This window comes from Nitriliruptor sp. (assembly GCF_040882075.1).
Lineage (GTDB): Bacteria > Actinomycetota > Nitriliruptoria > Nitriliruptorales > Nitriliruptoraceae > Nitriliruptor.
The window spans coordinates 41,335-65,616 of the sequence record NZ_JBBEBZ010000186.1 but is presented as its reverse complement, the minus strand read 5'-3'; the positions used below and the strand labels follow the sequence as shown (position 1 = coordinate 65,616).

General features: G+C 73.3%; 23 protein-coding genes, 1 tRNA gene and 1 pseudogene. 22 read left to right on the top strand and 3 right to left on the bottom strand.

Going from position 1 to position 24,282, the window contains the following annotated elements:
• Positions 1–61: 61 nt before the first annotated feature.
• The 5 genes from tmk to WEB03_RS13170 all read left to right on the top strand — a co-directional run bounded on the left by tmk (position 62) and on the right by WEB03_RS13170 (position 4,640).
• The gene (gene tmk, locus WEB03_RS13190) at positions 62–2,257 is read left to right on the top strand and encodes a dTMP kinase (RefSeq protein WP_368071356.1); all 2,196 of its coding nucleotides are present in this window, start codon (positions 62–64) and stop codon (positions 2,255–2,257) included.
• On the top strand, positions 2,254–3,423 hold the full coding sequence (locus WEB03_RS13185; protein ID WP_368071357.1) for an ATP-binding protein: 1,170 nt from the start codon (positions 2,254–2,256) through the stop codon (positions 3,421–3,423). The genes tmk and WEB03_RS13185 overlap by 4 nt, the downstream gene beginning before the upstream one ends.
• A 40-nt stretch (positions 3,424–3,463) precedes the next feature.
• Positions 3,464–3,539: transfer RNA gene (locus WEB03_RS13180), tRNA-Thr, on the top strand.
• A 100-nt stretch (positions 3,540–3,639) separates the two neighbouring features.
• Positions 3,640–4,011 carry a hypothetical protein gene (locus WEB03_RS13175; protein WP_368071358.1) on the top strand — a complete coding sequence of 124 codons (372 nt, stop codon included), beginning with the start codon at positions 3,640–3,642 and terminating at the stop codon, positions 4,009–4,011.
• Positions 4,012–4,034: 23 nt separating this feature from the next.
• On the top strand, positions 4,035–4,640 hold the full coding sequence (locus WEB03_RS13170) for a class I SAM-dependent methyltransferase (RefSeq protein ID WP_368071359.1): 606 nt from the start codon (positions 4,035–4,037) through the stop codon (positions 4,638–4,640).
• Between the two features lie 32 nt (positions 4,641–4,672).
• On the opposite strand, the gene WEB03_RS13165 is transcribed toward WEB03_RS13170, so the two are convergent.
• Positions 4,673–5,173, bottom strand: coding sequence for a hypothetical protein (locus WEB03_RS13165; RefSeq protein WP_368071360.1), 501 nt, complete (start codon positions 5,171–5,173; stop codon positions 4,673–4,675).
• A gap of 11 nt (positions 5,174–5,184) precedes the next feature.
• On the bottom strand, positions 5,185–7,890 hold the full coding sequence (gene ppdK / locus WEB03_RS13160) for a pyruvate, phosphate dikinase (protein WP_368071361.1): 2,706 nt from the start codon (positions 7,888–7,890) through the stop codon (positions 5,185–5,187).
• 136 nt (positions 7,891–8,026) lie between these two features.
• On the opposite strand from ppdK, the pseudogene WEB03_RS13155 reads away from it, so the two are divergent.
• Positions 8,027–8,820, top strand: a pseudogene (locus tag WEB03_RS13155) (enoyl-CoA hydratase-related protein).
• A 160-nt stretch (positions 8,821–8,980) separates the two neighbouring features.
• Entirely contained in the window at positions 8,981–9,655 is a 675-nt protein-coding gene (locus WEB03_RS13150; protein ID WP_368071362.1) for a VOC family protein, read from the top strand.
• On the opposite strand, the gene WEB03_RS13145 is transcribed toward WEB03_RS13150, so the two are convergent.
• Positions 9,639–10,271, bottom strand: a complete 633-nt coding sequence (locus WEB03_RS13145) for an HAD family hydrolase (RefSeq protein ID WP_368071363.1) — start codon at positions 10,269–10,271, stop codon at positions 9,639–9,641. The two genes, WEB03_RS13150 and WEB03_RS13145, sit on opposite strands and share 17 nt — an antisense overlap.
• A gap of 156 nt (positions 10,272–10,427) precedes the next feature.
• On the opposite strand from WEB03_RS13145, the gene WEB03_RS13140 reads away from it, so the two are divergent.
• The 15 genes from WEB03_RS13140 to WEB03_RS13070 all read left to right on the top strand — a co-directional run bounded on the left by WEB03_RS13140 (position 10,428) and on the right by WEB03_RS13070 (position 24,241).
• Entirely contained in the window at positions 10,428–11,255 is an 828-nt protein-coding gene (locus tag WEB03_RS13140) for a hypothetical protein (protein ID WP_368071364.1), read from the top strand.
• A gap of 135 nt (positions 11,256–11,390) precedes the next feature.
• Positions 11,391–11,735 (top strand): hypothetical protein, encoded by a 345-nt coding sequence (locus WEB03_RS13135; RefSeq protein WP_368071365.1) that lies wholly within the window; start codon positions 11,391–11,393, stop codon positions 11,733–11,735.
• 46 nt (positions 11,736–11,781) lie between these two features.
• On the top strand, positions 11,782–12,852 hold the full coding sequence (locus WEB03_RS13130; RefSeq protein ID WP_368071366.1) for a zinc-dependent metalloprotease: 1,071 nt from the start codon (positions 11,782–11,784) through the stop codon (positions 12,850–12,852).
• Positions 12,849–14,336, top strand: coding sequence for a tRNA lysidine(34) synthetase TilS (gene tilS, locus WEB03_RS13125; RefSeq protein WP_368071367.1), 1,488 nt, complete (start codon positions 12,849–12,851; stop codon positions 14,334–14,336). Before WEB03_RS13130 ends, tilS begins: the two co-directional genes overlap by 4 nt.
• A 78-nt stretch (positions 14,337–14,414) precedes the next feature.
• The gene (gene hpt, locus WEB03_RS13120; RefSeq protein ID WP_368071368.1) at positions 14,415–14,987 is read left to right on the top strand and encodes a hypoxanthine phosphoribosyltransferase; all 573 of its coding nucleotides are present in this window, start codon (positions 14,415–14,417) and stop codon (positions 14,985–14,987) included.
• A 164-nt stretch (positions 14,988–15,151) separates the two neighbouring features.
• Complete coding sequence (ftsH, locus tag WEB03_RS13115; RefSeq protein ID WP_368071369.1) at positions 15,152–17,236, top strand: ATP-dependent zinc metalloprotease FtsH; 2,085 nt, start codon at positions 15,152–15,154, stop codon at positions 17,234–17,236.
• A gap of 38 nt (positions 17,237–17,274) precedes the next feature.
• Positions 17,275–17,895, top strand: a complete 621-nt coding sequence (folE, locus tag WEB03_RS13110; RefSeq protein WP_368071370.1) for a GTP cyclohydrolase I FolE — start codon at positions 17,275–17,277, stop codon at positions 17,893–17,895.
• Positions 17,896–17,984: 89 nt separating this feature from the next.
• Complete coding sequence (gene folP / locus WEB03_RS13105; RefSeq protein ID WP_368071371.1) at positions 17,985–19,145, top strand: dihydropteroate synthase; 1,161 nt, start codon at positions 17,985–17,987, stop codon at positions 19,143–19,145.
• 29 nt (positions 19,146–19,174) lie between these two features.
• Positions 19,175–19,534 (top strand): dihydroneopterin aldolase, encoded by a 360-nt coding sequence (folB, locus tag WEB03_RS13100; RefSeq protein ID WP_368071372.1) that lies wholly within the window; start codon positions 19,175–19,177, stop codon positions 19,532–19,534.
• Between the two features lies 1 nt (position 19,535).
• On the top strand, positions 19,536–20,153 hold the full coding sequence (gene folK / locus WEB03_RS13095) for a 2-amino-4-hydroxy-6-hydroxymethyldihydropteridine diphosphokinase (protein ID WP_368071373.1): 618 nt from the start codon (positions 19,536–19,538) through the stop codon (positions 20,151–20,153).
• Positions 20,150–21,040 carry a Rossmann-like and DUF2520 domain-containing protein gene (locus WEB03_RS13090; RefSeq protein WP_368071374.1) on the top strand — a complete coding sequence of 297 codons (891 nt, stop codon included), beginning with the start codon at positions 20,150–20,152 and terminating at the stop codon, positions 21,038–21,040. Before folK ends, WEB03_RS13090 begins: the two co-directional genes overlap by 4 nt.
• Before the next feature lie 43 nt (positions 21,041–21,083).
• Positions 21,084–22,025, top strand: coding sequence for a pantoate--beta-alanine ligase (gene panC, locus WEB03_RS13085; RefSeq protein WP_368071375.1), 942 nt, complete (start codon positions 21,084–21,086; stop codon positions 22,023–22,025).
• A 77-nt stretch (positions 22,026–22,102) separates the two neighbouring features.
• Positions 22,103–22,495, top strand: a complete 393-nt coding sequence (gene panD / locus WEB03_RS13080) for an aspartate 1-decarboxylase (protein ID WP_368071376.1) — start codon at positions 22,103–22,105, stop codon at positions 22,493–22,495.
• Between the two features lie 14 nt (positions 22,496–22,509).
• Complete coding sequence (gene nadC / locus WEB03_RS13075; RefSeq protein ID WP_368071377.1) at positions 22,510–23,469, top strand: carboxylating nicotinate-nucleotide diphosphorylase; 960 nt, start codon at positions 22,510–22,512, stop codon at positions 23,467–23,469.
• A 1-nt stretch (position 23,470) separates the two neighbouring features.
• Positions 23,471–24,241, top strand: a complete 771-nt coding sequence (locus WEB03_RS13070) for a type III pantothenate kinase (protein WP_368071378.1) — start codon at positions 23,471–23,473, stop codon at positions 24,239–24,241.
• Positions 24,242–24,282: the final 41 nt, after the last annotated feature.

The following is a 24,282-nucleotide window of genomic DNA, read 5'->3' as shown; positions in this document are numbered from 1 at the left end:
CGAGGGGTAGGCTCCCGCGATGGACGCGAGCGGAACGGGGGACCCCCCCGCAGGCGGATCGGTGCTCGGGGGAGTCGCCCCAAGTGCCTACGTCGGCCTGCTCAAGAACCGCGGCTTCCGCAACCTCACCCTCGCCACGCTGAGCTCCGCGGTCGGCGACTGGATGGGGTTCTTCGCCATCATCACGCTGACGGCGGACATCCTCGGTCCGGGCAACGCGGCGCTGTTCGCCGTGTCCGGCGTCATGATGGCCCGGGTCCTGCCGTCGCTGTTGCTCGGCACGGTCGCGGGCGTCCTCGTGGACCGGTGGGACCGCAAGCACGTGCTCATCGGGACCGACCTCGGTCGGGGCCTGGTGATGGTGCTGATCCCGTTCACCAACGAGGTGTTCACCCTCGTGCTCGCCACGCTCGTGATCGAGGGCATGTCGTCGCTGTTCGCGCCGGCCAAGGACGCGGTCTTCCCGTCCCTCGTCAAGCGCAGCGAGCTCGTGCTGGCCAACCAGATCAACCTGCTGTCGACCTACGGGACCCTGCCGATCGGCGCCCTGCTCAACGCGGCGCTCGTGGCGCTGGCCCTGACGCTGGCCCCCGAGGGGTCGTTCCTGGCCGAGCGACCCATCGCGCTGCCCATCTGGGTCAACGCCTTCTCCTACTGGATCTCGGCACCGCTGCTCGCGCGGCTCGAGGTTCCACCCGCGGCGCGTCACGGCACCTCGATGGCGACCACGGACGGCGCCGAGCCTCCCGGGCCTTGGGAGCAGCTGCTCGAGGGGTTCCGCTTCATCGCGCGCCAGCCCGTCGTCCGCGCGCTGATCGTCGGCGTCATGGTCGCGTTCGCGGCGGCGGGCGTGGTCATCTCGGTCGGTGAGTTCTTCGCCCGCGTGCTCAACGCCGGCCAGTCCGGTTTCGGCATCCTGGTGGGGCTGGTCGGCATCGGGCTCATCGGCGGTCTGGTGCTCGCGCCGCCGCTCAGCCAGCGGATCGAGCCCGAGCGGCTGTTCGCCCCCGGGATCGGGATCGCGGGGGTCTCCCTCCTGGCGCTCGCGCCGATGCCGTCGCTCGGCTGGGCCGTGATCCCGGCCCTCACGATGGGCATCGGCGCCGGCGTCGCCTTCATCGTCGGCTACACCGTGCTCCAGCAGCGCTCCGGGGACGCCATCCGCGGGCGCACGTTCGCGGCGTTCAACTCCGGGGTCCGCGTGGCCCTGTTCGGGGCCACCCTCGCCGTGCCGCTGTTCGTCGGCGCGATCGGCCGGGAGCGCCCGGAGCCGGGCAGCTCTTTCTACCCGTACGCCTTCGGGGGCATCCGGATCTCGATCCTCATCGCCGGAGCGCTGGCGCTGACCGGCGCGGTGCTGACCGGGAGAGCCCTCCACCGTGCCATCACGAGCGAACCCGGCCTGGACCTCGACTCCTCCGTCGAACCGCTCATTCGGCACGGCATCTTCATCGTCTTCGAGGGTGGCGACGGCTCGGGGAAGTCCACCCAGATCCGGCTCCTGCGATCAGCCATCGAGCGCACCGGCTGGGACGCCGTGGTGACGCGGGAGCCGGGCGGTACCGCCATCGGCGAGCGCATCCGCGAGGTGCTGCTCTCGCGCTCGTCCGACGAGATGAGCGACCGGACCGAAGCGTTGCTGTACGCCGCGGCACGTGCGCAACACGTCGACGAGGTCATCCGTCCCGCCATCGAGAAGGGGGCGGTCGTGCTGTGCGACCGGTACGTCGATTCCTCGATCGTCTACCAGGGTGCGGGCCGAGGGCTCGGTGAGCGGGCCGTCGCCGACCTCAACGCCTGGGCGACCGGCGAGGTCGTCCCCGACCTCGTGGTCCTGCTCGACGTCGATCCGGCCGAGGGCCTCCGGCGCGCCACCGACAGCGGCACCCCGGACCGTCTCGAGGCTGCAGGGCTCGACTTCCACCGCTCCGTGGCTGCTGCCTACCGCGCCCGCGCGGAGCTCGACCCGGACCGCTACCTCGTGCTCGACGCCACGCGACCGGTCGAACAGCTCCACCACCGCATCCGGGACGTGGCGCTCGAGCTGCTCGGCGAGCGTGACCGGGACCGCGACCGCCCACCGACCAGCCCCGAGGACGGCGGCGCCGTCGCGGACCCGGATCCGGGTCCGATCCCGGACCCGACCCCGAGCCCGGACGGCACGCTGCCCCTGCCGACGGCGGAGACGACGGCCGTGTCCGCGGCCGAGACGACCGCCCTGCCGGTCGAGACCCGGGGCCGGGAGGAACCTTCGTGAACGGTGTGACCTGGGACGAGGTGCTCGGGCAGCCCGCTGCGGTCGAAGCGCTCCGCGCCGCGCTGCGGAGCGACGAGGTCGCGCACGCCTGGTTGCTGGTCGGTCCGACCGGCGTGGGGCAGCCCGAAGCGGTCCGGGCGCTCGCCGCGGCGCTCAACTGCCCCGACCGATCCGCCGACGCCGGGTGCGGCGAGTGCTCCACGTGTCTGCGGATCGGACGTGGCGTCCACCCAGCGGTGGACGTCTTCGAGCCCGAGGGCCAGTTCCACCTCGTCGACGCGGTCCACGACTGGATCACCACCGCGTCGCGGTCCCTCACCGAGGGGCAGCGACGGGTGATGCGGGTGGTCGCGGCCGACCGCATGAACGAGTCGGCGCAGAACGCCTTCCTGAAGATCCTCGAGGAGCCGCCCCCATCGGTGGTGTGGGTCCTCGAAGCCTCGGACGAGTCCGCGCTGCTCGACACCATCCTGTCGCGCTGCCGCCGGCTCGACGTCGTGCCGTGGGGGCCGAACGCGCTGACCCAGCTCGCCACCCGCGAGCTCGGCGTCCCTGCGGACCGCGCCCTCGAGCTGGCGCGCGCGTCGCTCGGCTCGCCCGAGCGGCTCCGCGACCTCGCCGACCCCGAGCTCGCCGAAGCGCGCTGGCAGCACCTCGCGCTGCTCGACCGGCTCGCGACCGGGGGGCCTGGGCTGGTCGTCCCGCTGGCCAAGGAGCTGACGGCGTGGGCGCGTGGACGGGTCGCCCCGCTGAAGGACAAGCACCTCGCCGAGTTCGCGAGCTACGAGGAGTCCTACGGCGTCGACGAACGCGGACGCGGGTGGCCGACCGGCGTGAAGAAGCGGCTCGAGCAGCGGCACGCCCGGCTCGAGCGGGCCGAGATGCGTCGCGCGCTCGACACCCTCCTCGACACGCTCGCGAGCCAGCTGCGTGACCTGCTCGCCGTCGCATCGGGAGCTGGGCCCGATCAGGTGATCAACGTCGACCACCTCGCCTCGCTCCAGCGTGACGCGGTCCGCCTGCCGCCGCCCGCCGCGGTCCAGGGCCTGCGGGCGATCGCCCGGTGCCGCGAGGCGCTGGATCGCAACGGCGCTCCCGAGCTCCAGCTCGAACGGCTCCTGCTCGCCATCGCGCTGCCGCTGTACGCCCAGGCCGCCGCCAGCTGATCGTCTCCTCCGTCCGGGCGGTAGCATCCGCACCGCACACGCCGGGATAGCTCAGTCGGCAGAGCGATTCACTCGTAATGAATAGGTCCGGGGTTCGATTCCCCGTCCCGGCTCCAGCCACGACCGTCCTCGCCTCGGTGCGGGGCACCCCGCCCGCTCCCGTACCCTCGCGCCGCCCGTGCGCACGCTCGCGCCGGTCGGAGGACGACACCCGCGATGATCACCCCGGTGCAGGCACCGCCCCGCTCGGCGGCCGAACGCCTGGCTCGGCAGCTGCTGCGCGTCGAACACGCTGAACCCCGTGCGCTCATGCCGCTCAAGGGGTCGCTGGCCATCTCCGCGGTCCGGTGCGTCATCACCTACGCCATCATCCCGGCCACGGCGCCGCTGATCACCGGCTTGGGGGTCGTCGCCACCCCCATCGCCATCGTCCTGTCGATCGTGGCTGGCGTCATGGCGGTCGTCAGCCTGCGCCGCGTCTGGCTCGCCGACTGGTCACGACGGTGGGCGTACACCGCGTTCATCCTGATCGTGGTGGCGCTGCTGGCCACCACGCTGGTGTTGGACGTGCGGACCCTGCTCACCTGACCTCTCGACGGGACGGAGCCGAGGTGGAGCCGCCGGACGACCCACGGGCGCGTTGGAACCGCAAGCACGCGGACGCGGTGGGTAGCGGCACGGCCCCGACCGACCCGTCGAGCTTCCTCACCGCGAACGACGCGCTGCTGCCGACCTCCGGTCGCGCCGTCGACGTGGCCGGAGGCACCGGCCGGCACGCGCTGTGGCTCGCCGCGCGCGGCCTCGATGTCACGCTGGTCGACGTGTCGGACACCGCGTGCGCCGAAGCGACGCGGCGCGCGATCGACACCGGGGTCAGCCTCGACGTGGTGCGCGCCGACCTGTCACGGGACCCGCTGCCCGCCGGCCCCTGGGACGTGATCGTCGTCACCCACTGGCTCGACCGGGACGTCTGGTCCCGGCTCCCCGCCGAGCTCGCGCCAAGCGGCACGCTGCTGCTGTGCCAGGCGACGGTCAGCAACCTCGATCGGCACGACCGGCCGCCACGCCACTTCCTGCTCGAAGACGGCGAGGTGGCGCAGCTCGCCGACCGGTTCACCGCCGCCGACGCGGCCCTCGAGGTGATCGCCCTCGAGGAGGGGTGGACCGACGAGGACCGCCACGAGGCCCGGCTCGTCCTCCGTCGAGCGGCCGGGTAGGCGCCGGCGGCGGACGGCTCGGCAACGACGGGTCAGATGCGGCTCGACCGGTCCGAGCCGCCGGCGATCAGCTCGAGCCGAGCGGTGACCTCGCGGACGAAGCGGTGCACGACCGCCTCCGCGACCCGGTGAGGGCCGGCGCGGTCGAGCAGGTCGCCCGCGACCCCGAAGGGCGGGTCGTAGCTGCCGGTCAGGGCGACCTGCACCCGCGGGGGCGACAGCGACAGCGCGGTGATCTCGAGCTGGGCATCGACGGTGGGGAACAGCAGGTGCCCCCGCGCCGCCCGCCAGCGCAGGGGGAGGACGCCGCGCAGCACCTCGACCGGCTGGAACGCATCGAGCTCGATCACCACGTCACGGCCGAGCTCGAAGCCGCCGAGGTCGACCGCGAGGTTGCCGACGACCTCCTCGGCGTGGGCCGCCGAACGATCCGTCGCGTCCTGGAGCAGGCGCTCCGGATCGGTCGCGAGCAGCTCGATGGCGTCGTCGTAGGGGACGTCGGCGTAGTCGTAGGCGTAGAGCGGACGTTCCACGGGGTGTCCTGTCAGACGGAGGCGTCGTGGCTGGCGGGACCGAGCAGTCCGAGCTCCGCGTGCGCCGCCGCGAGGCGGGCCACGGGCACCCGGAAGGGCGAGCACGATACGTCGTCGAACCCGACCGCCGAGAAGAAGCCCACGGAGGTCGGATCACCACCGTGCTCGCCGCAGACGCTGATGTCCACCGTCGGGTCCGTCGCGCGGATGCGCTCCACGGCCGTCCGCACCAGCTCGCCCACGCCGTCGACGTCGATGGTCTCGAACGGGTCGGCGGGCAGGATGCCCTGGGCGAGGTACGGGGGCAGCAGCCGGGCTTCGACGTCGTCCCGCGAGAACCCGAACGTCATCTGGGTCAGGTCGTTGGTGCCGAAGGACAGGAAGTCGACCTGCTCGGCGATGACACCGGCGAGCAGCGCCGCGCGCGGGGTCTCGATCATCGCGCCGACCTCGTAGCTGAGCGGGTGGCCGGCAGCCGCCTCCACCTCCGCAGCCACCGCCCGGACCGCCGCCAACGCGGCGGCGAGCTCGGCGGGAGCGCTGACCAGCGGGATCATGATGCGCACCTGCGGATCACCGCCTGCAGCGGACCGTTCTACCGCTGCGTCGAGCAGCGCCCGCACCTGGACCGCGTAGATCTCGGGCCGGAGCAGGCCCAGTCGGACGCCGCGGATCCCGAGCATGGGATCGTCCTCACGCCACGCCAGCGCCCCGTCGAGCAGGTGGTGTTCCTCCTCCGACAGGCCACGCGTCGCGTCCGCGACCAGCAGTTGCTCGACGCGCGGGAGGAACTCGTGGAGCGGGGGGTCGAGCAGGCGCACGGTCACGGGCAGCCCGTCGACCGCCTCGAGCAGCTCGACGAAGTCGTGCCGCTGCTGGACGTAGAGGTCGGCGATGGCCTCGTCCCGATCGGCATCGTCGGTGGCGAGGATGACGTGGCGGACGAGTGGCAGCCGGTCACCGAGGAACTGGTGCTCGGTCCGGCACAGGCCGATGCCCTCCGCGCCCCGCTCCAACGCTGCCCGGGCGTCCTCCGGCGTGTCGGCGTTGGTCAGCACCCGCAGCTCGCGGACCTCGTCGGCCCAGCCGAGCAGGCGGACCAGCTCGGGCGGCGCGGCGGGCGCGACGACGGCGACCTCGCCGACCACGACGTCGCCGCTGGTCCCGTCGATCGAGATGGTGTCACCCGCGTGGATGACGACGTCGCCGATCGTGACCGTGCCCGCGTCCGGGTCGACGACCAGGTCGGCCGCGCCGCAGACGGCGGGCTTGCCGATCCCGCGGGCGACCACGGCGGCGTGGCTGACGAGTCCGCCGCGGCTCGTGAGCACCCCGCGTGCCGCCAGGATCCCGTGCAGGTCCTCGGGCGAGGTCTGCGGCCGTACCAGCAGCACGTCGACGCCCTCGGCGGCGCGCGCGACGGCGGCGTCCGCGGTCAGCACCACCTCCCCGGCGGCAGCACCGGGGGAGGCAGCCAGACCCCGCGTGACCGGCTCGTAGCTGGCGGCCGGGTCGAAGCGCGGGTGGAGCAGCATCTCGAGCTGGTCGGGGGTGAAGCGGGCGACCGCCTCGGCGGGCTCGATGACCCCCTCGTCGACGAGCTCGACCGCGATCCGGAGCGCCGCCAGCGCCGTCCGCTTGCCGACCCGCGTCTGGAGGACGTACAGGGTCCCGTGCTCGATGGTGAACTCGATGTCGCACAGGTCGCGGTAGCGCTCCTCGAGCCGCCGGAAGACCTCCAGCAGCTCGACCTCGCACTCGGGGAACACCGCGCCGAGGTGCGACAGCGGTTCGGTGGTCCGGGTCCCGGCGACGACGTCCTCCCCCTGGGCGTGCAGGAGGAAGTCGCCCACCGGGCGTGCCTCGCCGGTCGCGGGGTCACGCGTGAACGCGACCCCGGTGCCGGAGTCGTCACCCGCGTTGCCGAACACCATGACCTGCACGTTCACGGCGGTACCGAGATCGTCCGAGATGCCCTCCATGCGCCGGTAGGTCACGGCGCGGTTGCCGTTCCAGGACCGGAAGACGGCCAGGATCGCCGCGTCGAGCTGCTCCCACGGGTCGGTCGGGAAGGGGCGTCCGGTCGCTGCCACGATCGCGGCGTCGTAGGCCGCGATGAGCTCCTCGAGCCCCTCCACCGGCAGACCGCTCGGGTCGGTGACGGCGTGGCGTTCGAGCAGCGGCGTCGCCGCGGCGGACAACTGCTCCTCGGGCACCCCGAGCACGACCCGCCCGAAGAGGTCCAGCAGGCGCCGGTAGGCGTCCAGCGCGAACCACCGGTCGCCGGTCTTCGCCTCGAGCCCGGCGACGGTCTCGGGGTTCAGGCCGAGGTCGAGGACGGTGTCCATCATCCCCGGCATGGAGAACTTGGCACCGGACCGGACCGACAACAACAGGGGTGCGGTGGGGTCACCGAACCCGAGGCCCGTCACCTGCTCGAGGTGAGCGATGGCGGAGCGCACCTCGTCGGCGAGCTCGCTCGGCGCGGTGCCGTCCGCCGCCGTGGTCGCCCGGCAGGCCTCGGTGGTCACCGTGAAACCGGGGGGGACCGGCAGGCCCATCCGCACCATCTCGGCGAGGTTCGCGCCCTTGCCGCCGAGCAGGTCGCGCTGGTCGGCGCCGCCCTCCTCGAACAGCCGCACCCACCGGCGCGGTGTGGGCGGCGATCCGTCGTTCGTGCGAGCGACAGGTGCGGGAACGAGCGTCGAGGTGTCCACGGCGAGCCCTCCTCGGGCGTGGCCGCCCCGCACGGGGGGCCGCGTCCAAGGTACGTCCAGCAGGCGCTGCGGGCGAGGGTCCAAGGACCAGCCTCCGGGTGACCTACGGTGCGGTGCCGGACGTCGGGAGCGAACCGTGGAAGCGTTGGAGACGATCGAGTACGAGGTGGCCGATCGGGTGGCGCGGATCACCCTCGACCGGCCCGAGCGCGGGAACGGGTTGACCCCGCGCCTGATCGCCGAGCTCGGCACCTGCGTCGAGCGCGCGGACCTCGATCCGGACGTGCACGTGATCGTGCTGAGCGGGAACGGCAAGGGGTTCTGCGGGGGCTACGACCTCGTGGACAGCGCCGAGGGGATGGGCCGCTTCGGTGACGACCGCGTGTCCCCGCCGCCCGGATCGCCGATCGACCCCGCGGTCGTGGCCGCCAACCACGACCCGGAGGGGACCTGGGACCCGATGGTCGACCACGCGATGATGAGCCGGAACGTGCGCACCTTCATGTCGCTGTTCCACGCCTCGACCCCGGTGGTCTGCAAGGTCCACGGGTTCTGCGTCGCCGGCGGCACCGACCTCGCGCTCTGCAGCGACCTGCTCGTCATCGCCGAGGACGCCAAGATCGGCTACCCCCCGTCCCGGGTCTGGGGGTCGCCCACCACCTCGACGAGCGCACCGAGATCCTGGTCGAACGCATCGCCCGCGTGCCCTGGAACCAGCTGGCGATGATGAAGCACCTGGTCAACCAGTCCCTCTACGGCCAGGGTCTGCACCAGACCCAGCTCCTCGGCACCGTCTTCGACGGCATCACCCGCCACACCGCCGAGGGGTACGCCTTCCAGCGCCGCGCGGCCGATGCGGGCTTCCGCGAGGCTGTCCGCGAGCGGGACGCGCCGTTCGGCGACGCGGGGTCGTCCACCTTCAAGGGCTGACGCTGCCCGGACCCCCTGCGGACGGCCGTTCGGCCGCCTCCGGTCGGGACCGGAGGCCCGGTCATGAGTGCCCTAGGGCCCTGGCCGTCGACGTTCACGCTCCTAGTCTCGATCGACCGACCGCGATCGCGTCGGGTGCGCGGGCGATGAGGCGGCTGGGGTGGGACGAACGCTGCGGCTCACGGGCTTGGTCGTCGGCGACGAGCCGTCCGCCTGGGCCGAGATGGGTCTTCCCGTCGTCGGCGATCACCTCACCGTGGGTGGCGTGACCGTGCGGCTCGTGGGGGCGGACGGCCCGCGCGGCATCCTCGGGTGGGAGCTCGATCCGCGCATCGATCACGCGGTAGACGGGCTCGCCCCGGCCACCGCTGGCGACCGCCAGCAGGATCCGGATGCGACCGCCACGGGCCGTGGGTACGCGGTGGTCGCCCTCGACCACCTCGTCGTGGCGACGCCCGACGTCGAGCGGACCTCCGCAGCCATCATCGCTCTCGGCATCGAGCCACGTCGCACCATCGACGCCGCACGCGGGGACGAGGGTTTCCGGTACCGCTTCTGGAAGCTCGGCACCAGCCTGCTCGAGCTGATCGGCCCGATCGCTCCCGCGGGCGACGGCCCGGCCGTGTTCGCGGGGCTGGCCTTCACCGTCCCGGACCTGCGGGTCTTCGCTGGGGTCACCGGAGCACCCCAGGCGGCGGTGCAGCCGGGCCGCGAGATCGCCACCGTGAGGACCGCGGAGCTCGACATCAGCGTGCCCGTGGCGTTCCTGACCCCGCGGCCGCCGCGAGGTGAGGCGGCCCGCGAGGACGACCAGCCCGTCAGAGCTGGCCGATGAGCTCGCGCGGGTGATCCACGATGCGCGTGACCCCCGCCTCGCGCAGGACCTCGTCACCGAAGCCGCCGCAGCGCACCCCGATCGGGCGGACGCCGGTCCGGCGCGCGGCGATGGCGTCCCACGGCGAGTCGCCGACGAGCACCGCGTGGTCCGGGGTCACCCCCAGCTGACCGCAGGCGGCGATCAGCGTCTCGGGTGACGGCTTGCTGTCGTGCTCACCCGCGCCGGCGAGCGGCAGGTCGGGTTCGCCGAGCACGGCCAGCAGCGCCTCGCGTTCCTCCTCCCCGGCGGAGGTGGCGATGACGAACGGGACCTCGCGCACCCGCAGGTCCTCGAGCAGCTCCCGCGCCCCCGGCGTCGGCCGCAGATCGTCGGCCCGGGCCAGGAAGCGTCGACGGTGGCCGTCCGCGGCCTCCTCGGTCCCGTCCGCGTCGTGGCCACCGAGGAGCCAGGGCAACAGGCGGTCGCCGCCCATCCCGATGCCGGCGTGGATGCGCACGGCGGGGATCTCGTGGCCGACCTCGCGGAGGGCGTCCTGCCAGGCGACGACGTGGTGGTAGACCGAATCGACGAGCGTGCCGTCGAGGTCCAGGAGGGCGGCGGGGCGTGAGCTCATGCCCCCTTGGTAGCGGCCGTGGCCGCCTCCCGACCGTGCGGTGCCCGACCGGATGGTCGGTCCTACCGGTCGGCGCGGACGAGTGGCGGGGGTCGCCAGCAGGAACCTGCCCCGTGCGCGTGGAAGCCTCCACCAGCACCCAGCCAGGATCGAACCGTGAGCGACCACAGCAACGGAGGCGACCGACGTCCGTCGGCGACCGATCGTGCGCGCCTCGCCGGTGACCTCCACCGTGAGCTCGGTACCTCCCGGCTGGCCTGGGACGCCGCGCTGCTGCGCAGCGATGCGGCCATCGCGGGAGGCGACGAGGACGAGGTCCGCGCGGCCCTCGATGACCACCGCCTCCTGCTCCAGATCCTCGAGCAGCGCATCGGCGAGGTGGTCGCGACCGCGGCGCAGGCTCGGATCGGCGACCCGACACCTGACGAGCCCGCCCTCCTGGAGTCGACCACCGGGTCGAACGGCGGGCCGCGTGACCGCCTCGCGACCGTCCTCCACCGCGCCGGGGTCCTGCTCGGCACCGCCGCCGCCGTGCTCGCCGTCGTGGCGGTCGGGGTCGGCGATCCCCCGATCGGCCCGCAGACCACCGTCGCCCGCTCGGAACAGGACGCCCGCTCCGTCGACGCGGGGTTCGACGCTCGCACCGCGGAGGAGACCCGATCGCCGCTCCCCGACGGTGGGTTGCCGTCGCCCACGCTGGTCCCGGAGCGGTCCATCACCCCGCTCGAGTCGCCGACCCCGCGGACCTCGCCGGGCGAGCCCCCCGGCGACGACGCCACCCCTCCGGCGGACCCCGCTCCGACGAGCGGCGGGCCCGGCACCGTGCCGGCCATCCCCGAGCTGCCGACGGCCGAACCGGGCGAGGACGACGAGCCGCCGCGGATCGTCGAGCTGTTCGACCGGTTCGGCGGCGTGGGCGACGCCACCGACCAGGACGCCTCGTCGTCGCTGCCCGGCGAGTTCCGCGACCTGATCGCGCCCTGATGCACCCGTGCGCCGGACCCGCCGCTTCGGAACCTCGGACGGGCCTGAGGTAGGCTCCCGCGTCGCCCGAGCTCGAACCTCGCTCGTGTGCGCACCGTCGACTCGAACCGCCCCCGAGCCCCTCGGAGCCGCCCGATGCGCCGCCTCCTCGCGCCCCTGTTGCTGGCGCTGATCGCCCTGCTTCTCGTGCCCAGCGCGGCCTCCGCCGACGTGGTCGAGGCCCCGGCCGACGTGGTCGAGACCCCGGCCGACGTCGTGCTGGCCGCGGCTGCGGATGACGAGCCCCTCGGACCGGACCCGATACCGCGTGACGAGCTCGACAACCCGGCCCGGTCGCTGGCCGGGTACGAGGACCCGGACCTGCCGTTCCACTGGGCGGCGTCGTTGATCCTGCTGGTCGTCGGGGTCGTGGGGCTCGTGATCGGGATCGGACTCTGGTACCTCCTGGTGGTCCGGCCCGCCAAGCACGACGCGGCCTGACCGAGGTCCAGCGCGAGACCTGATCCGATCAGAGAGGTCGGCACCCGTGGCCCACCCGACCTCACCGCCGCTGATCGACGAGCGGGTCGCCATCGCGGCGGCCCGGCTGGTGGTGATCGGCAAGCGTGACGATGCCGAGGCGGCCGCTCGGCTGCGGGCCGAGGTCGCCGCGGACCTGCCGGCCATCGACGAAGCGGCGCGGCGCTGGTCCGGTCTCGGCGCCGACCTGCCCCCGACGCGCGCCCGCGTGATCGGGCGCCTCGGGTGGGTCCGCGCGAACCTGGCGGGCATGCGCGGCGCCTTCGAGCCGCTCCGCGAGCGGCTCGGACCCCGACGCGCCGTGACCTCGCGGGTGCTCGGGGCCCAGCTCGGCGGGCTGCTCGGGCTGCTGTCCACGCGGGTGCTCGGCCAGTACGTGCTGCCGCTCGGCTCGCGGGTCGCCGGCGGCGCGACGGGAGAGCTGGTCGTCGTGGGCCCGAACGTGCTCGAGCTCGGCCGGCAGCGCGGTGAGCTGGCCACCGACGTGCGGCGGACGGTGCTGCTCCACGAGGTCACCCACCGGCTGCAGTTCGACGCTTCGCCGTGGCTCGGCCCGCACCTGCAGGGGCTGCTCGACCGCTACCTCGAGGGCGCCCGGCTGTCCGGCGAAGCCGTCGCTGACGTGGCCGCCGGCCTGCCGGGGACCATCGCGAAGGTCATCGCGACCGGCTCGTCGCAGCCTCTGATCGAGCTCGTGCTCACCCCCGACCAGCTGACGGTGATGGACGAGGCACAGGGGCTGATGAGCCTGCTCGAAGGTCACGGGAACGCGGCCATGTTCGGGGCCACGACCGGGCTGGTCGACGACCCGGATGGCGTGCGCGAGCACCTCGCCAGCCGCCGCGGCGACCTCACCGCGAAGATCCTCAACACCGTCGGTGGGTTCGAGCTCAAGCGTCGTCAGTACGCGGAGGGGGAACGGTTCGTCGATGGCGTGGTCGCTCGCGCCGGGGTGGACGGTCTCAACCGCGCCTTCGAGCGCGCCGACCACCTGCCTCGTGGCGAGGAGATCGCCGACCCGGAGGGCTGGCTGGCTCGCGTCGGTGGCTCCCCGGCCGCGTCCCTGCCGAGCGGGTGACGCGCGGGGACCTGGACCCACCGCAGCGGCCGGGCCCGCTGCCCCCCGGCCGCGGCCGCGGCGCGCTGATCGACGCCGTCGCCGCTGAGCTCGCGCACCTCCCGCGCGGCGCAGCCGTCGTCGTCGCGCTGTCCGGTGGCCCGGACTCGACCGCGCTCGCCTACCTGGCCACCGAGGCGCGACCGGACCTGATCGTCACCCTCGTCCACGTCCGGCACGGGCTCCGGGACGACACCGAGGACGTCGTCGTCGTCGAGCGTCACGCCGCCTACCTCGGGCTCGCCCTCGAGATCACCGCGGTCGCGGTGGCGCGCTCCGGGCGGGGGCTCGAGGCCGCTGCCCGCGACGCGCGGTACGCGGCGCTCCGCCGGGTCGCGAGCGATCGGGGGGCCGAAGCCATCCTCGTCGGCCACACCGCGGACGACCAGGCCGAGACCGTGGTCCTACGGATCGCGCGGGGGACCGGTGTCGGTGGACTGGCCGCGATGCGCCCCCGTTCAGCCGACCTCGTGCGCCCCCTCCTGCGTCTGCGTCGGGCGGACCTGCGTCGCTTCGTGGCCCTCGAGGGCCTGCCGGTCGCCAGCGACCCGACCAACGACGACGCCCGTCTGCGGCGTGTCCTCGTCCGTTCGCAGGTGCTGCCTCTCCTCGGTGAGGTCGGCCCGGATCCCGTCGGCGCGCTCGGGCGCCTCGCGGCACTCGCCGCCGAGGACGACGATGCGTTGGGGGCGCTCGCGGATGCGGCGTTCGGTGAGGTCGCGGTGCGGTGCGGCGACGTGCTCGCCGTGCGGGACGAGCAGCTCGAGCGCCTCCCCGCGGCCGTCCAGCGACGACTCTGGCGGCGCGTGTTCGCCGACCTCGGCCAGGCGCTGCCGCCCCCTGCAGCCGTGATCGCCGACCTGCTCGCGCTCCGGGCGGGGCGCCGGCTCCAGGTGGGCGCCCTCGAGGTGTCCGCGGGCGGCGGCTGGCGTGCCGTGGCACCTCGCCGATCGATCCCCAGCCCGCCCCGCCCGTTGCAGCTGCCGGGGACCACGAGGTGGGACCCGGCCGGCATCGCGGTCGAGGTCCGGACCCCCGGGTCCGTCGCTGCCGACGGGACGACCACGGGACAGATCACCTTCGAGCTGAGCGGCGCCTGGACCCTTCCGGTCCCCGCCCTCGGCGGGCTCGCCCCGCCGCCTGGGGGGACCGCCGAGCGGTGCGTGCTCGCGCTGCCGACCGAGCTGGTCCACGCCGGGCTGGAGCTGCGTCACCGGCGTCCGGGGGACCGGTGCCGTGCCGTCGGTGGGACGCGCCGCGTCGCCGACGTGTTCGTGGACGCCCGCGTGCCCCGACCGGTCCGCGACCGGTGGCCGCTGCTCGTGGCCGGTGACCGGGTCGTGTGGATCCCGGGGGTGGTCGTCGATGCGGAGGTGCTCGCCGCCGGGCGTGCCGCCCCCGCCGCGCAGCTGCTGGCGGTCCCGAGCACCCCCGCCCCCCGTTAGTCTCGATGTTTCATCGGCTCCGCGGACAGGCTGTGACGGAGCCCGGCCTGCCGCGCCTCTCGCACCCACGGAGCCACGATGTCCGACCTGGACGCCATCCCCGCCCTGCACCGCGACGACATCGAGTCGGTGCTGATCTCGAGCGACCGGATCGAGGCGAAGATCGCCGAGCTCGGCGCCCGCATGTCGCAGGACTACACCGGCCGGGACATCCTCCTCGTCGCGGTCCTGAAGGGGGCGTTCCTGGTCATGGCCGACCTGGCACGTCACCTCGAGGTCGGCTGCTCGGTGGACTTCATGGCGGTCTCCTCGTACGGGGCCGCGACCTCCTCGTCCGGGGTCGTGCGCATCCTCAAGGACCTCGACACCGACATCGAGGGCAAGCACGTGGTGATCGTCGAGGACATCGTCGACTCCGGTCTGACGCTCGACTACCTGGTCAAGAACCTGCGCTCGCGCAAGCCCGCGTCGCTCGAGCTGATGGCGCTGCTGACCAAGCCGTCGCGCCGCGAGGTCGATCTGCCGGTCAAGTACGTCGGCTTCGAGATCCCCGACGTCTTCGTGGTGGGCTACGGGCTCGACTACGACGAGCGGTACCGCAACCTGCCGTGCATCGCGACCCTCAAGCCCGAGGTGTACGGGGCGGCCTGACCGTCCGGCTCGCGGCCTGGCGTGCGCCGAACGGTGCGCCGGGGCCCCGCAGGCCAGGGACCGGCCACCCACCCCGCTGGTAGCATCGAACCTCGCTCGGAGGACGTTCCTGCACGAGGTCGTGCGGCCCGCAGGCCCTCCACTCGACGAGCAGGGAACACCAGATGAAGCCAGGTCAGCGGCTCCTGCGCGGCCCTCTCCCGTGGATCCTCGCCTTCGCGGCGGCGCTCTGGCTCGGGGTCAGCTTCCTCGGCGCGGCCAACGCCCCGGACGAGCTGTCCTGGACCGAGTTCTCCGCGGCCGTCGAGGCCGGCCAGCTCCAGGGGCAGGATCTCGAGCTGTCGACGATCGGCAACCGGTCGCAGTCCATCGAGGGTGAGCGCATCGTCGACGGTGACGCGACGCCGTTCCGGGTGGTCTACAACCCCGACATCGTCGGTGACCAGATCGGTTCGTGGATCGACGCGGGCCAGCTCCGCACCGAGTTCGACGCCGAGGCACCCGGTGCGCTGACCTCCATCCTCGCCACGGTCCTGCCCTTCATCCTGATCCTCGGGATCTTCTTCCTGCTGATGAACAACATGCAGGGCGGTGGCGGCAAGGTCATGCAGTTCGGCAAGTCCAAGGCCAAGATGGTCTCCAAGGACGCGCCGAAGGTCACCTTCGCCGACGTCTCCGGTGCCGACGAGGCGGTCGAGGAGCTCCGCGAGATCAAGGAGTTCCTGTCCAACCCCCAGAAGTTCCAGGCGATGGGCGCCAAGATCCCGAAGGGTGCGCTGCTCTACGGCCCCCCCGGGACCGGCAAGACCCTGCTCGCCCGCGCGGTGGCCGGCGAGGCCGGCGTCCCGTTCTTCTCGATCTCCGGGTCGGACTTCGTCGAGATGTTCGTCGGTGTCGGCGCGAGCCGAGTGAGGGACCTCTTCGAGCAGGCCAAGGCGAACGCCCCCGCGATCATCTTCGTCGACGAGATCGACGCCGTCGGTCGTCACCGCGGTGCCGGCATGGGTGGCGGCCACGACGAACGCGAACAGACCCTCAACCAGCTGCTGGTCGAGATGGACGGCTTCGACGTCCGCACCACGGTCATCCTCATCGCGGCGACCAACCGTCCCGACATCCTCGACCCGGCGCTGCTGCGCCCGGGCCGCTTCGACCGCCAGATCCCGGTCGACCGGCCCGACCTGATCGGTCGCGAAGCGATCCTCCAGACCCACGCCCGTGGCAAACCGCTCGAGGACGACGTCGACCTCGGCGTGCTCGCGCGGCAGACGCCGGGCTTCACCGGTGCCGACCTCGCCAACCTCGTCAACGAGGGGGCGCTGCTCGCCGCCCGCTACGGCAAGAAGTCGATCGCGATGTCCGAGCTCGAGGAATCCATCGAGCGGGTCATCGCCGGTCCCGAACGTCGCACCCGCCTGATGTCGGAACGCGAGAAGCGGACGGTCGCCTACCACGAGGGTGGTCACGCGATCGTCGGGCACGCCCTGCCCAACGCCGACCCCGTGCACAAGGTCACCATCATCCCGCGCGGCCAGGCGCTCGGTTTCACGATGCAGCTGCCGACCGAGGACAAGTACCTCATCTCGCGCAGCGAGCTGATCGATCGGCTCGCGGTGATGCTCGGTGGGCGCGTCGCCGAGGAGCTCAAGATCGGCGACATCACCACCGGCGCCGGTGACGACATCAAGAAGGCCACCGCGACCGCCAAGCAGATGGTCACCCAGTACGGCATGAGCGACATCCTCGGGCCGATCACGCTCGGTCACGGTGACTCGCAACCGTTCATGGGACGCGAGATGGGCGGCGGACCGGAGTACTCCGGGCAGATCGCCGCGCAGATCGACGCCGAGATCCGCAAGCTCCTCGACGAGGCCCACGACGAGGCGCTCGAGATCCTGGTCGAGAACGACGACGTGCTCGAGGCGTTGGCGAGCAAGCTGCTCGAGGTCGAGACGGTCGACGGCGCGCTCATGGCCGAGGTCTTCTCGCCCATCGACAAGCGACCCACGCGTGCCGTGGTCGCCCCCGAAGCGCAGGACCCGAAGATCGTCATCGATAAGCTCCGCCGGCTCGACCCGTCGATGAACGGGCACGGGAACGGCAACGGGAGCGCCGATGGCCCGAAGGCGTCCACCGCCAAGAAGGCGACCAAGAAGGCCACCCGGAAGCGGGCGACCGAGAAGACCTCGCGTTCGTCGAGCGGCCGGACCACCAAGCGGAGGACCGACGGATCCAGCTCCGACAGCTGACCGCCGGACCCAGGACCGCTGCCGAGACCGAGGGCCAGGTGCGCGACATCACGGGCGTCGAACCGAACGGCACGTTCGACCACGACAAGATCGAGCGCGCCGTGCGGATGCTGTTCGAGGCGATCGGCGAGGATCCGGACCGTCCCGGCATCGTCGACACCCCGGCGCGCGTCGCTCGGGAGTACGACGAGATCTTCGCCGGGCTGCTCGTCGACCCGGCCGACGTTCTGTCGGTGGTCTTCGATGAGCACCACGACGAGATCGTGATGATGCGCGACATCACCTTCCACAGCATGTGCGAGCACCACCTCGTCCCGTTCAGCGGGGTGGCACACGTCGCCTACCTGCCGAACGAGGCCGGGCAGGTCACCGGCCTGTCGAAGCTGGCGCGCCTGGTCGACGTCTGCGCGAAACGGCCGGGGCTGCAGGAACGCATGACGACGATGATCGCCGACACCATGGAGCGCAAGCTCGACCCCCGTGGCGTGATGGTGGTGGTCGAGGCCCGGCACCTGTGCATGGAGATGCGTGGCATCCGGCGAGCCGGCGCGACGACGGTGACCTCGACGGTCCGCGGCATCTTCCGCGAGGACCCACGCACGCGCGCGGAAGCGCTGGCGCTCCTGCGCGGCGGCGGTGGGGGCTCCGCGCTGTTCTGAGGGTCGCGGCTCCGTTCCTGACGTCGCTGAGGACACGCGGCCCTCTAGGATCGGCCCGTCCACGCCTCCGAGCGATCAGGGTGCCTACCGTGGCTGAGGTTCGACCGATCTGCCGCGTCGAGGATGCCCGCCTGGTCCCCGAGGGTGGCCCCGCACAGCTGGTCCTCACCCAGCTCGAGCGGGCGAGCGAGATCGCCGACAAGGTCGCTGCGGCGCGCGGCGTCGGGCGGGCTGACGGTGACCGGCTCGAGGTCATGGCCGTCCCTTCGCGGCTGATCGATGCTGCCGGCCGGGTCGGCGGCGCCGAACTCGCCGGTCCGCTCCGCGAGGTCGTGGACGCCGCCGTGGCCGCCTGGCTCGGAGGGGCTCCGGACCTGGTCACCCCCGCGGGGATGTTGCCCACCGGTTCGCGCCCCGTCGTGCTGGGCATCCTGAACGTCACCCCCGATTCGTTCTCGGACGGTGGGACGGCCTACGACCCGAGCGATCACCCCGGCGCGGCGATCCGCGCCGGCCTGGCCCTGCTGGCAGCCGGAGCGGACGCGGTCGACGTCGGTGGCGAATCCACGCGGCCGGGCGCCGATCCCGTGCCCGCCGACGAGGAGCTGCGTCGGGTCCTGCCCGTCGTCGAGGCCCTCGCGGCGGAGGGTGCGATCGTCGCGATCGACACGGTCAAGGCCGAGGTGGCGCGGGCAGCCGTCGAGGCCGGTGCGAGCATCGTCAACGACGTGTCCGCGGGATCGCTGGACGAGCGGATGCACCCGACGGTGGTCGACCTGCGCGTCCCGTACGTGCTGACCCACATGCGCGGCGAGCCACGGACCATGCAGGAGCACGCCTCCTACGAGGACGTGGTGCGCGAGGTGTTCGACCAGCTCGCGGGAGGGATCCGCGACCTCACGGCCGCCGGGCTCCCGCCCGAGCGCATCGTGGTCGACCCGGGGCTCGGGTTCGCCAAGGACGCGCGCCACAACCTCGCCCTGCTCCAGGCCGTGCGGGACCTGACCTCGCTCGGCCGGCCCGTCATGATCGGTGCCTCGCGCAAGTCCTTCATCGGCACGGTGACCGGCTCGGACGATCCGACGGACCGGCTCGAAGGCTCGCTCGCCGTGGCCGCGACGGCCGTGGCCGCGGGCGTCCGGATCGTCCGGGCGCACGACGTGGCCGCCACCGCCCGCGCCGTCCGGGTCGCCCACGCCATCGCGGCCGGCGAGCTCCCCGACGGGCCGGTGCCGACCGGTCGGCAGTAGCCTCGCGGTCCGTGCCGGGAGGACCCGCGTTGGACCGCATCACCGTGACCGGCATCGAGGTGTTCGCGCACCACGGCGTCCTGCCGCACGAGCGCGAGCTCGGCCAGCGGTTCGTCATCGACCTGGCCCTCGACCTCGACCTCGCGCCGGCCGCCGCGTCGGACGACGTCGCCGACACCGTCCACTACGGCGACCTCGCCGCGGCGGTGGTGGCCCTCGTCACCGAGCAGCCGGTCGACCTCATCGAGACGGTCGCCGAACGCGTCGCGGGTCGCTGCCTCGAGGACGACCGGGTGCGCGCCGCCGAGGTCACGGTGCACAAGCCCTCCGCGCCGCTCCCCGTGATCGCCGCCGAGGTGGCGGTCACCGTGCGACGAACCCGCGCCTGACGTGGCGGACCTCACCTTCCTGTCGCTCGGCGCGAACGTCGGTGACGCGCTCGAGACCCTGACCGCGGCCGTCTACGCGCTCGACGACGTCGACGGGTTCGCGGTCGAGGACGTGTCGGCGGTGTACGAGACCGAGCCCTGGCCGACGCCCGACGACCCGCGGCACGTACCCCAGGACCCCTACCTCAACCTCGTCGTCCGGGGCCGGACGGCCCTCGACCCCCACGACCTCCTCCGGCAGACCCAGCTCCTCGAGGCTGCGTTCGGGCGCGACCGTGCCACCGAGCAGCGGTGGGGCCCGCGTCCCCTCGACATCGACCTCCTGCTGGTCGGTGACGTCCGGCTCGCCACGGCCGACCTCGAGCTGCCCCACCCGCGACTGACCGAGCGCGCCTTCGTCCTCGTCCCGCTCGCGGAGGTCTGGCCGGGGGGCACGCTCCCGGACGGTCAGCGCGTCGCGCAGGCGCTCGCAGCGATCGCGCCGATCACCGGCATCGAGCTGGTGGTCCGGCTCGACGACGTCCCGGGGCGTCACGTGGCGCGACCCGAAGGGCCGGGAGCACCGCGAGCCTCGTTCGAGCGCCCCGGACTGGATCCCGACGAGGCGGCCGGCTCGTGACCTCGACGACCTCGACGACCTCGCGTCGACGCGTCGCCATCGTCGGGCCCGGCCGCGTGGGGACCCTGCTGGCGGTGGCGCTGTCGCGGGCCGGTCACCGGACGGTGGCGGTGGCTGGTGGGTCCGAGGCCTCCCGCGAGCACGTGGTGGCGCTCGTGGCGGGCTGTCGGCCGCACGGGGACGTCGTCGCGGCCGCCGCGGACGCCGACCTCGTCGTCATCGCCACCCCCGACGATGCCATCGAGCGGGTCGTCACCGACCTCGCGCGGTCGGACGTCCTGCACGAGGGGCACCGTGTGGTGCACGTCGCCGGGTCGCGCGGTCTGGCGCCACTCCACCGCGCTGCCCTCTGCGGCGCCGGGGTGGCGGCGTGCCACCCCGCGATGACCGTGCCGACCGGCGCCAGCGATCCCGACCTCCTCGTCGGGACACCGTGGGCGGTGACCGCGTCCGCGACGGATCGGGCGTGGGCACGGGATCTCGTCGCCGACCTCGGCGGGGACCCCCACGATGTCGACGACGACGTCCGCGGGCTCTACCACGCCGGTCTCACGGTCGGCAGCAACGCGGCGGCCGCGGCCGTGGTGGTCGCGCGCCAGCTCCTGCTCGGCGCCCGCATCGACGACCCCGCCGCCTTCCTCGGCCCCCTCGTGGCCCGCAGCGTGGACAACGCGATGACGACCGGCGCCGCTGCCCTGACCGGTCCGGTGGTCCGGGGCGACGTGGGCACGGTCGCCGCGCACCTCGACGTGCTCGCCGCCGATGTGCCCGACCTGCTCGAGGCGTACCGGGACCTCGCGCGGGTCCTGCTCGGCCGTGTCCGCGCCGAGTTGTCCCCGGGGGCCGCCGCCGAGCTCGATGTCCTCCTCGCCCCGCGGACCTCGTGACCCGATCGGCACGTACCCTGCGCCGCCGCCGGAGGGAGCCCGTGTGCAGCGTCTGACCACCATCGCCGAGGTGCGGGCCGCCGTCGGCGAGGCCCGCCGTGCGGGCGGTCGCGTGGCGCTGGTGCCCACCATGGGAGCGCTGCACGAGGGCCACCTCGCCCTGGTCCGTGAGGCGGCCAGCGACGCGGACCTCACGGTCGTCTCGATCTTCGTCAACCCGACGCAGTTCGACCGCCCCGATGACCTGGCCGCCTACCCGCGCGATCTCGAAGGGGACGAGGGGCAGCTCGCCGAGCTCGGCGACCTCGCGCCCGACGTCGTGTTCGCCCCGGAGGTCGCCGAGGTCTACCCCCGTCCGTCCGTCACCCGGGTGACCGTGAGGGGCCTGACCGACCGCCTCTGTGGCGCCTCGCGCCCCGGCCACTTCGATGGCGTCGCGACCGTCTGTACCAAGCTGTTCTCGATCGTCCAGCCCGACCTGGCCGTGTTCGGCCGCAAGGACTTCCAGCAGCTGGCCGTCATCCGGCGGGTCGTGGCCGACCTGGACCTCCCGGTCGAGGTCGTGGGTGCGCCGACCGTCCGCGAACCCGACGGGTTGGCGATGTCGTCACGCAACCGCCGGCTCGGCCCCGCGGAGCGTCGGAGCGCTCTCTGCCTGTCGCGCGCGCTCCGGGCGGGTGTCGCGGTGGCTCGCGCCGGCCGCGCGGGAGGGGGGCCGATCGACGCGGTTCGGGTCGCCAACGAGGTCGGCGGTACCCTCTCGGCCGCCCCCGGGGTCACCGTCGACTACGTCGAGGTGCTCGACCCCGAGACCCTCGCACCACCCGACGCGACCTCGCGCGGGCAGGCGGGAGACGGATCTCCGGAGGCGCAGCAACAGCTGCTGGTCGCGGTCGCAGCCGACGTCGGACCGGTCCGCCTCATCGACAACGTCGTGCTGGGCGACACCGAGGACGAGGAACGGCTGCTGGCAGCGACGAGCTGAACGCCACCGACAGGTGGACCGGTTGGAACCGGGACGTGGGAGCGTCCCGGAACGACACGGCAGAGAGGCGGGTGCAGATGCGCCGCACGATGATGAAGTCCAAGATCCACCGCGGGACGGTCACCGAGGCCAACCTCGATTACGTCGGCTCGATCACCATCGACCGCGACCTGATGGACGCCGCGGACCTGCTGGTCAACGAGAAGGTGCAGGTCGTCGACAACGACAACGGCGCCCGGCTCGAGACCTACGTGATCGAGGGCGAGCGAGGATCGGGCGTGATCTGCCTCAACGGCGCTGCCGCCCGGTTGGTCCAGCCCGGCGACACCGTCATCATCATCTCGTACGCCGATCTCGAGGATGCCGAGGCGCGGGCCTGGGAACCGACGGTCGTCTTCGTCGACGGGGACAACCAGCCGGTCTCGGTCGAGGTGGCCGAACGGCACGGCCAGGTCCGGGGCGTGGCCTGAGCACCGGACGGCAGGTGGCTGGGTCCTCCGCCCTCCCCGGTGACGGCGTGCTCGACGCGGTCGCGGTCCGCGCTGCGGGCGAGGAGGCGGTCGCGCGAGCGCTCGCCGAGGACCTCGGGGTCGCGGTCGACGCGACCCCGGCGCAGCGGCGAGCCGCGGACGCGACGGCCACGGCGACCATCCCGCCGGACCTTCCGGGCGAGGCATCGCTGGTCGCCCGGGCCGATGGCGTGATCGCGGGGACCGCCCTGGTCGAGCTGACCTTCGCGGCGGTCGACCCGTCCCTCGCGGTGTCGATCGACGTCGCCGACGGCGCGGCCGTCACGCGGGGCCAGGTGCTCGGAGCGGTGACGGGTCCGCTCGCGTCGGTCCTGGCGGGCGAACGCACCGCGCTGAACTTCCTCACCCACCTGTCGGGGGTGGCGACGCGCACCCGCGAGTTCGCGCGCGCCGTCGACGGCACGGGCTGCGTGGTCCGCGACACCCGCAAGACCACCCCGGGGTTGCGGCTGCTCGAGAAGGCGGCCGTCCGGGCGGGGGGTGGGGTGAACCACCGCGTCGGACTGGCCGACGCGTTGCTGGTCAAGGACAACCACGTCGCCGCTGCCGGCGGTGTGGCCGAGGCCACCCGGCGCGCTCTCGCCGCCGTCGGAGGTCGCCACGTCCAGGTCGAGGTCACCTCGCTGGCCGAGCTCGACGCGGCCGTCGATGCCGGCGCGCGGGACGTGCTGCTCGACAACTTCACCCCGGAGGGCTGCGCCGAGGCCGTCGCCCACCTCGCGGCTCGCGATCTCGCCGAGCGGGTCCTGCTCGAGGCCTCCGGGACGATCCGGCTCGACACGGTCGCCGCGTACGCCGCGTCCGGGGTCGATCGCGTGGCCGTCGGGGCGCTCACCCACTCGGCGCCGCAGCTCGACATCGCGTTGGACGTCCGGGCCGTCGGCTCGGACGCTGCTCCTCGACCGGAGGCCTGAGGTGCTGCTCGCCATCGATGTCGGCAACTCCAGCACGGTCGTCGGCACGCTGCTCGGCGACGAGGTGCGCCACCACTGGCGGCTGTCGACCCACGCCGACGAGACCGCCGACGAGCTCGCCCTCAAGCTCGCCGGCTTGCTCCGGTTCGTGGGCCTCGACCTCAGCACGGACATCGACGGGGCGATCGTGTCGTCCGTGGTCCCGCACGTGACCGAGACGTTGCGCCAGCTGGCCGATCGCTACCTGCGCGAACCGCTGCTGGTGGTCGAACCCGGGGTGCGTACCGGCCTGGCGTTGCGCGTGGACAACCCGCGCGAGATCGGCGCCGACCGCATCGTCAACGCCGTCGCCGCGTACGCGCTCTACGGCGGCCCGGCCATCGTCGTCGACTTCGGGACCGCCACGTCGTTCGACGTCGTCGATGGCCAGGGCCAGTTCGTCGGGGGGGCCATCGCTCCGGGCGTCAGCACGTCCGCCGATGCGCTCGTCCGACGAGCCGCACGCCTGCCGCGGGTCGAGACGATCGCCCCGCCCGCGGCCATCGGCCGCTCCACGGTCACCGCGTTGCAGTCCGGCATCGTCTTCGGCGCCGCGGGGCAGGTCGACGCCCTCGTCGAACGCATCTCCCGCGAGCTCGGACCCGGCGTGACGACGGTGGCGACCGGGGGACTGGCGTCCGCGGTCCTCGACGCGTGCCGGAGCATCGATCACCACGATCCCTGGCTCACGCTCAGGGGCCTGAGCCTGGTCTGGGCGCACAACCGCCCCTGACGCGGCTGCCGTAACCCCCGCACGCCAGCGCTACCGTGCGG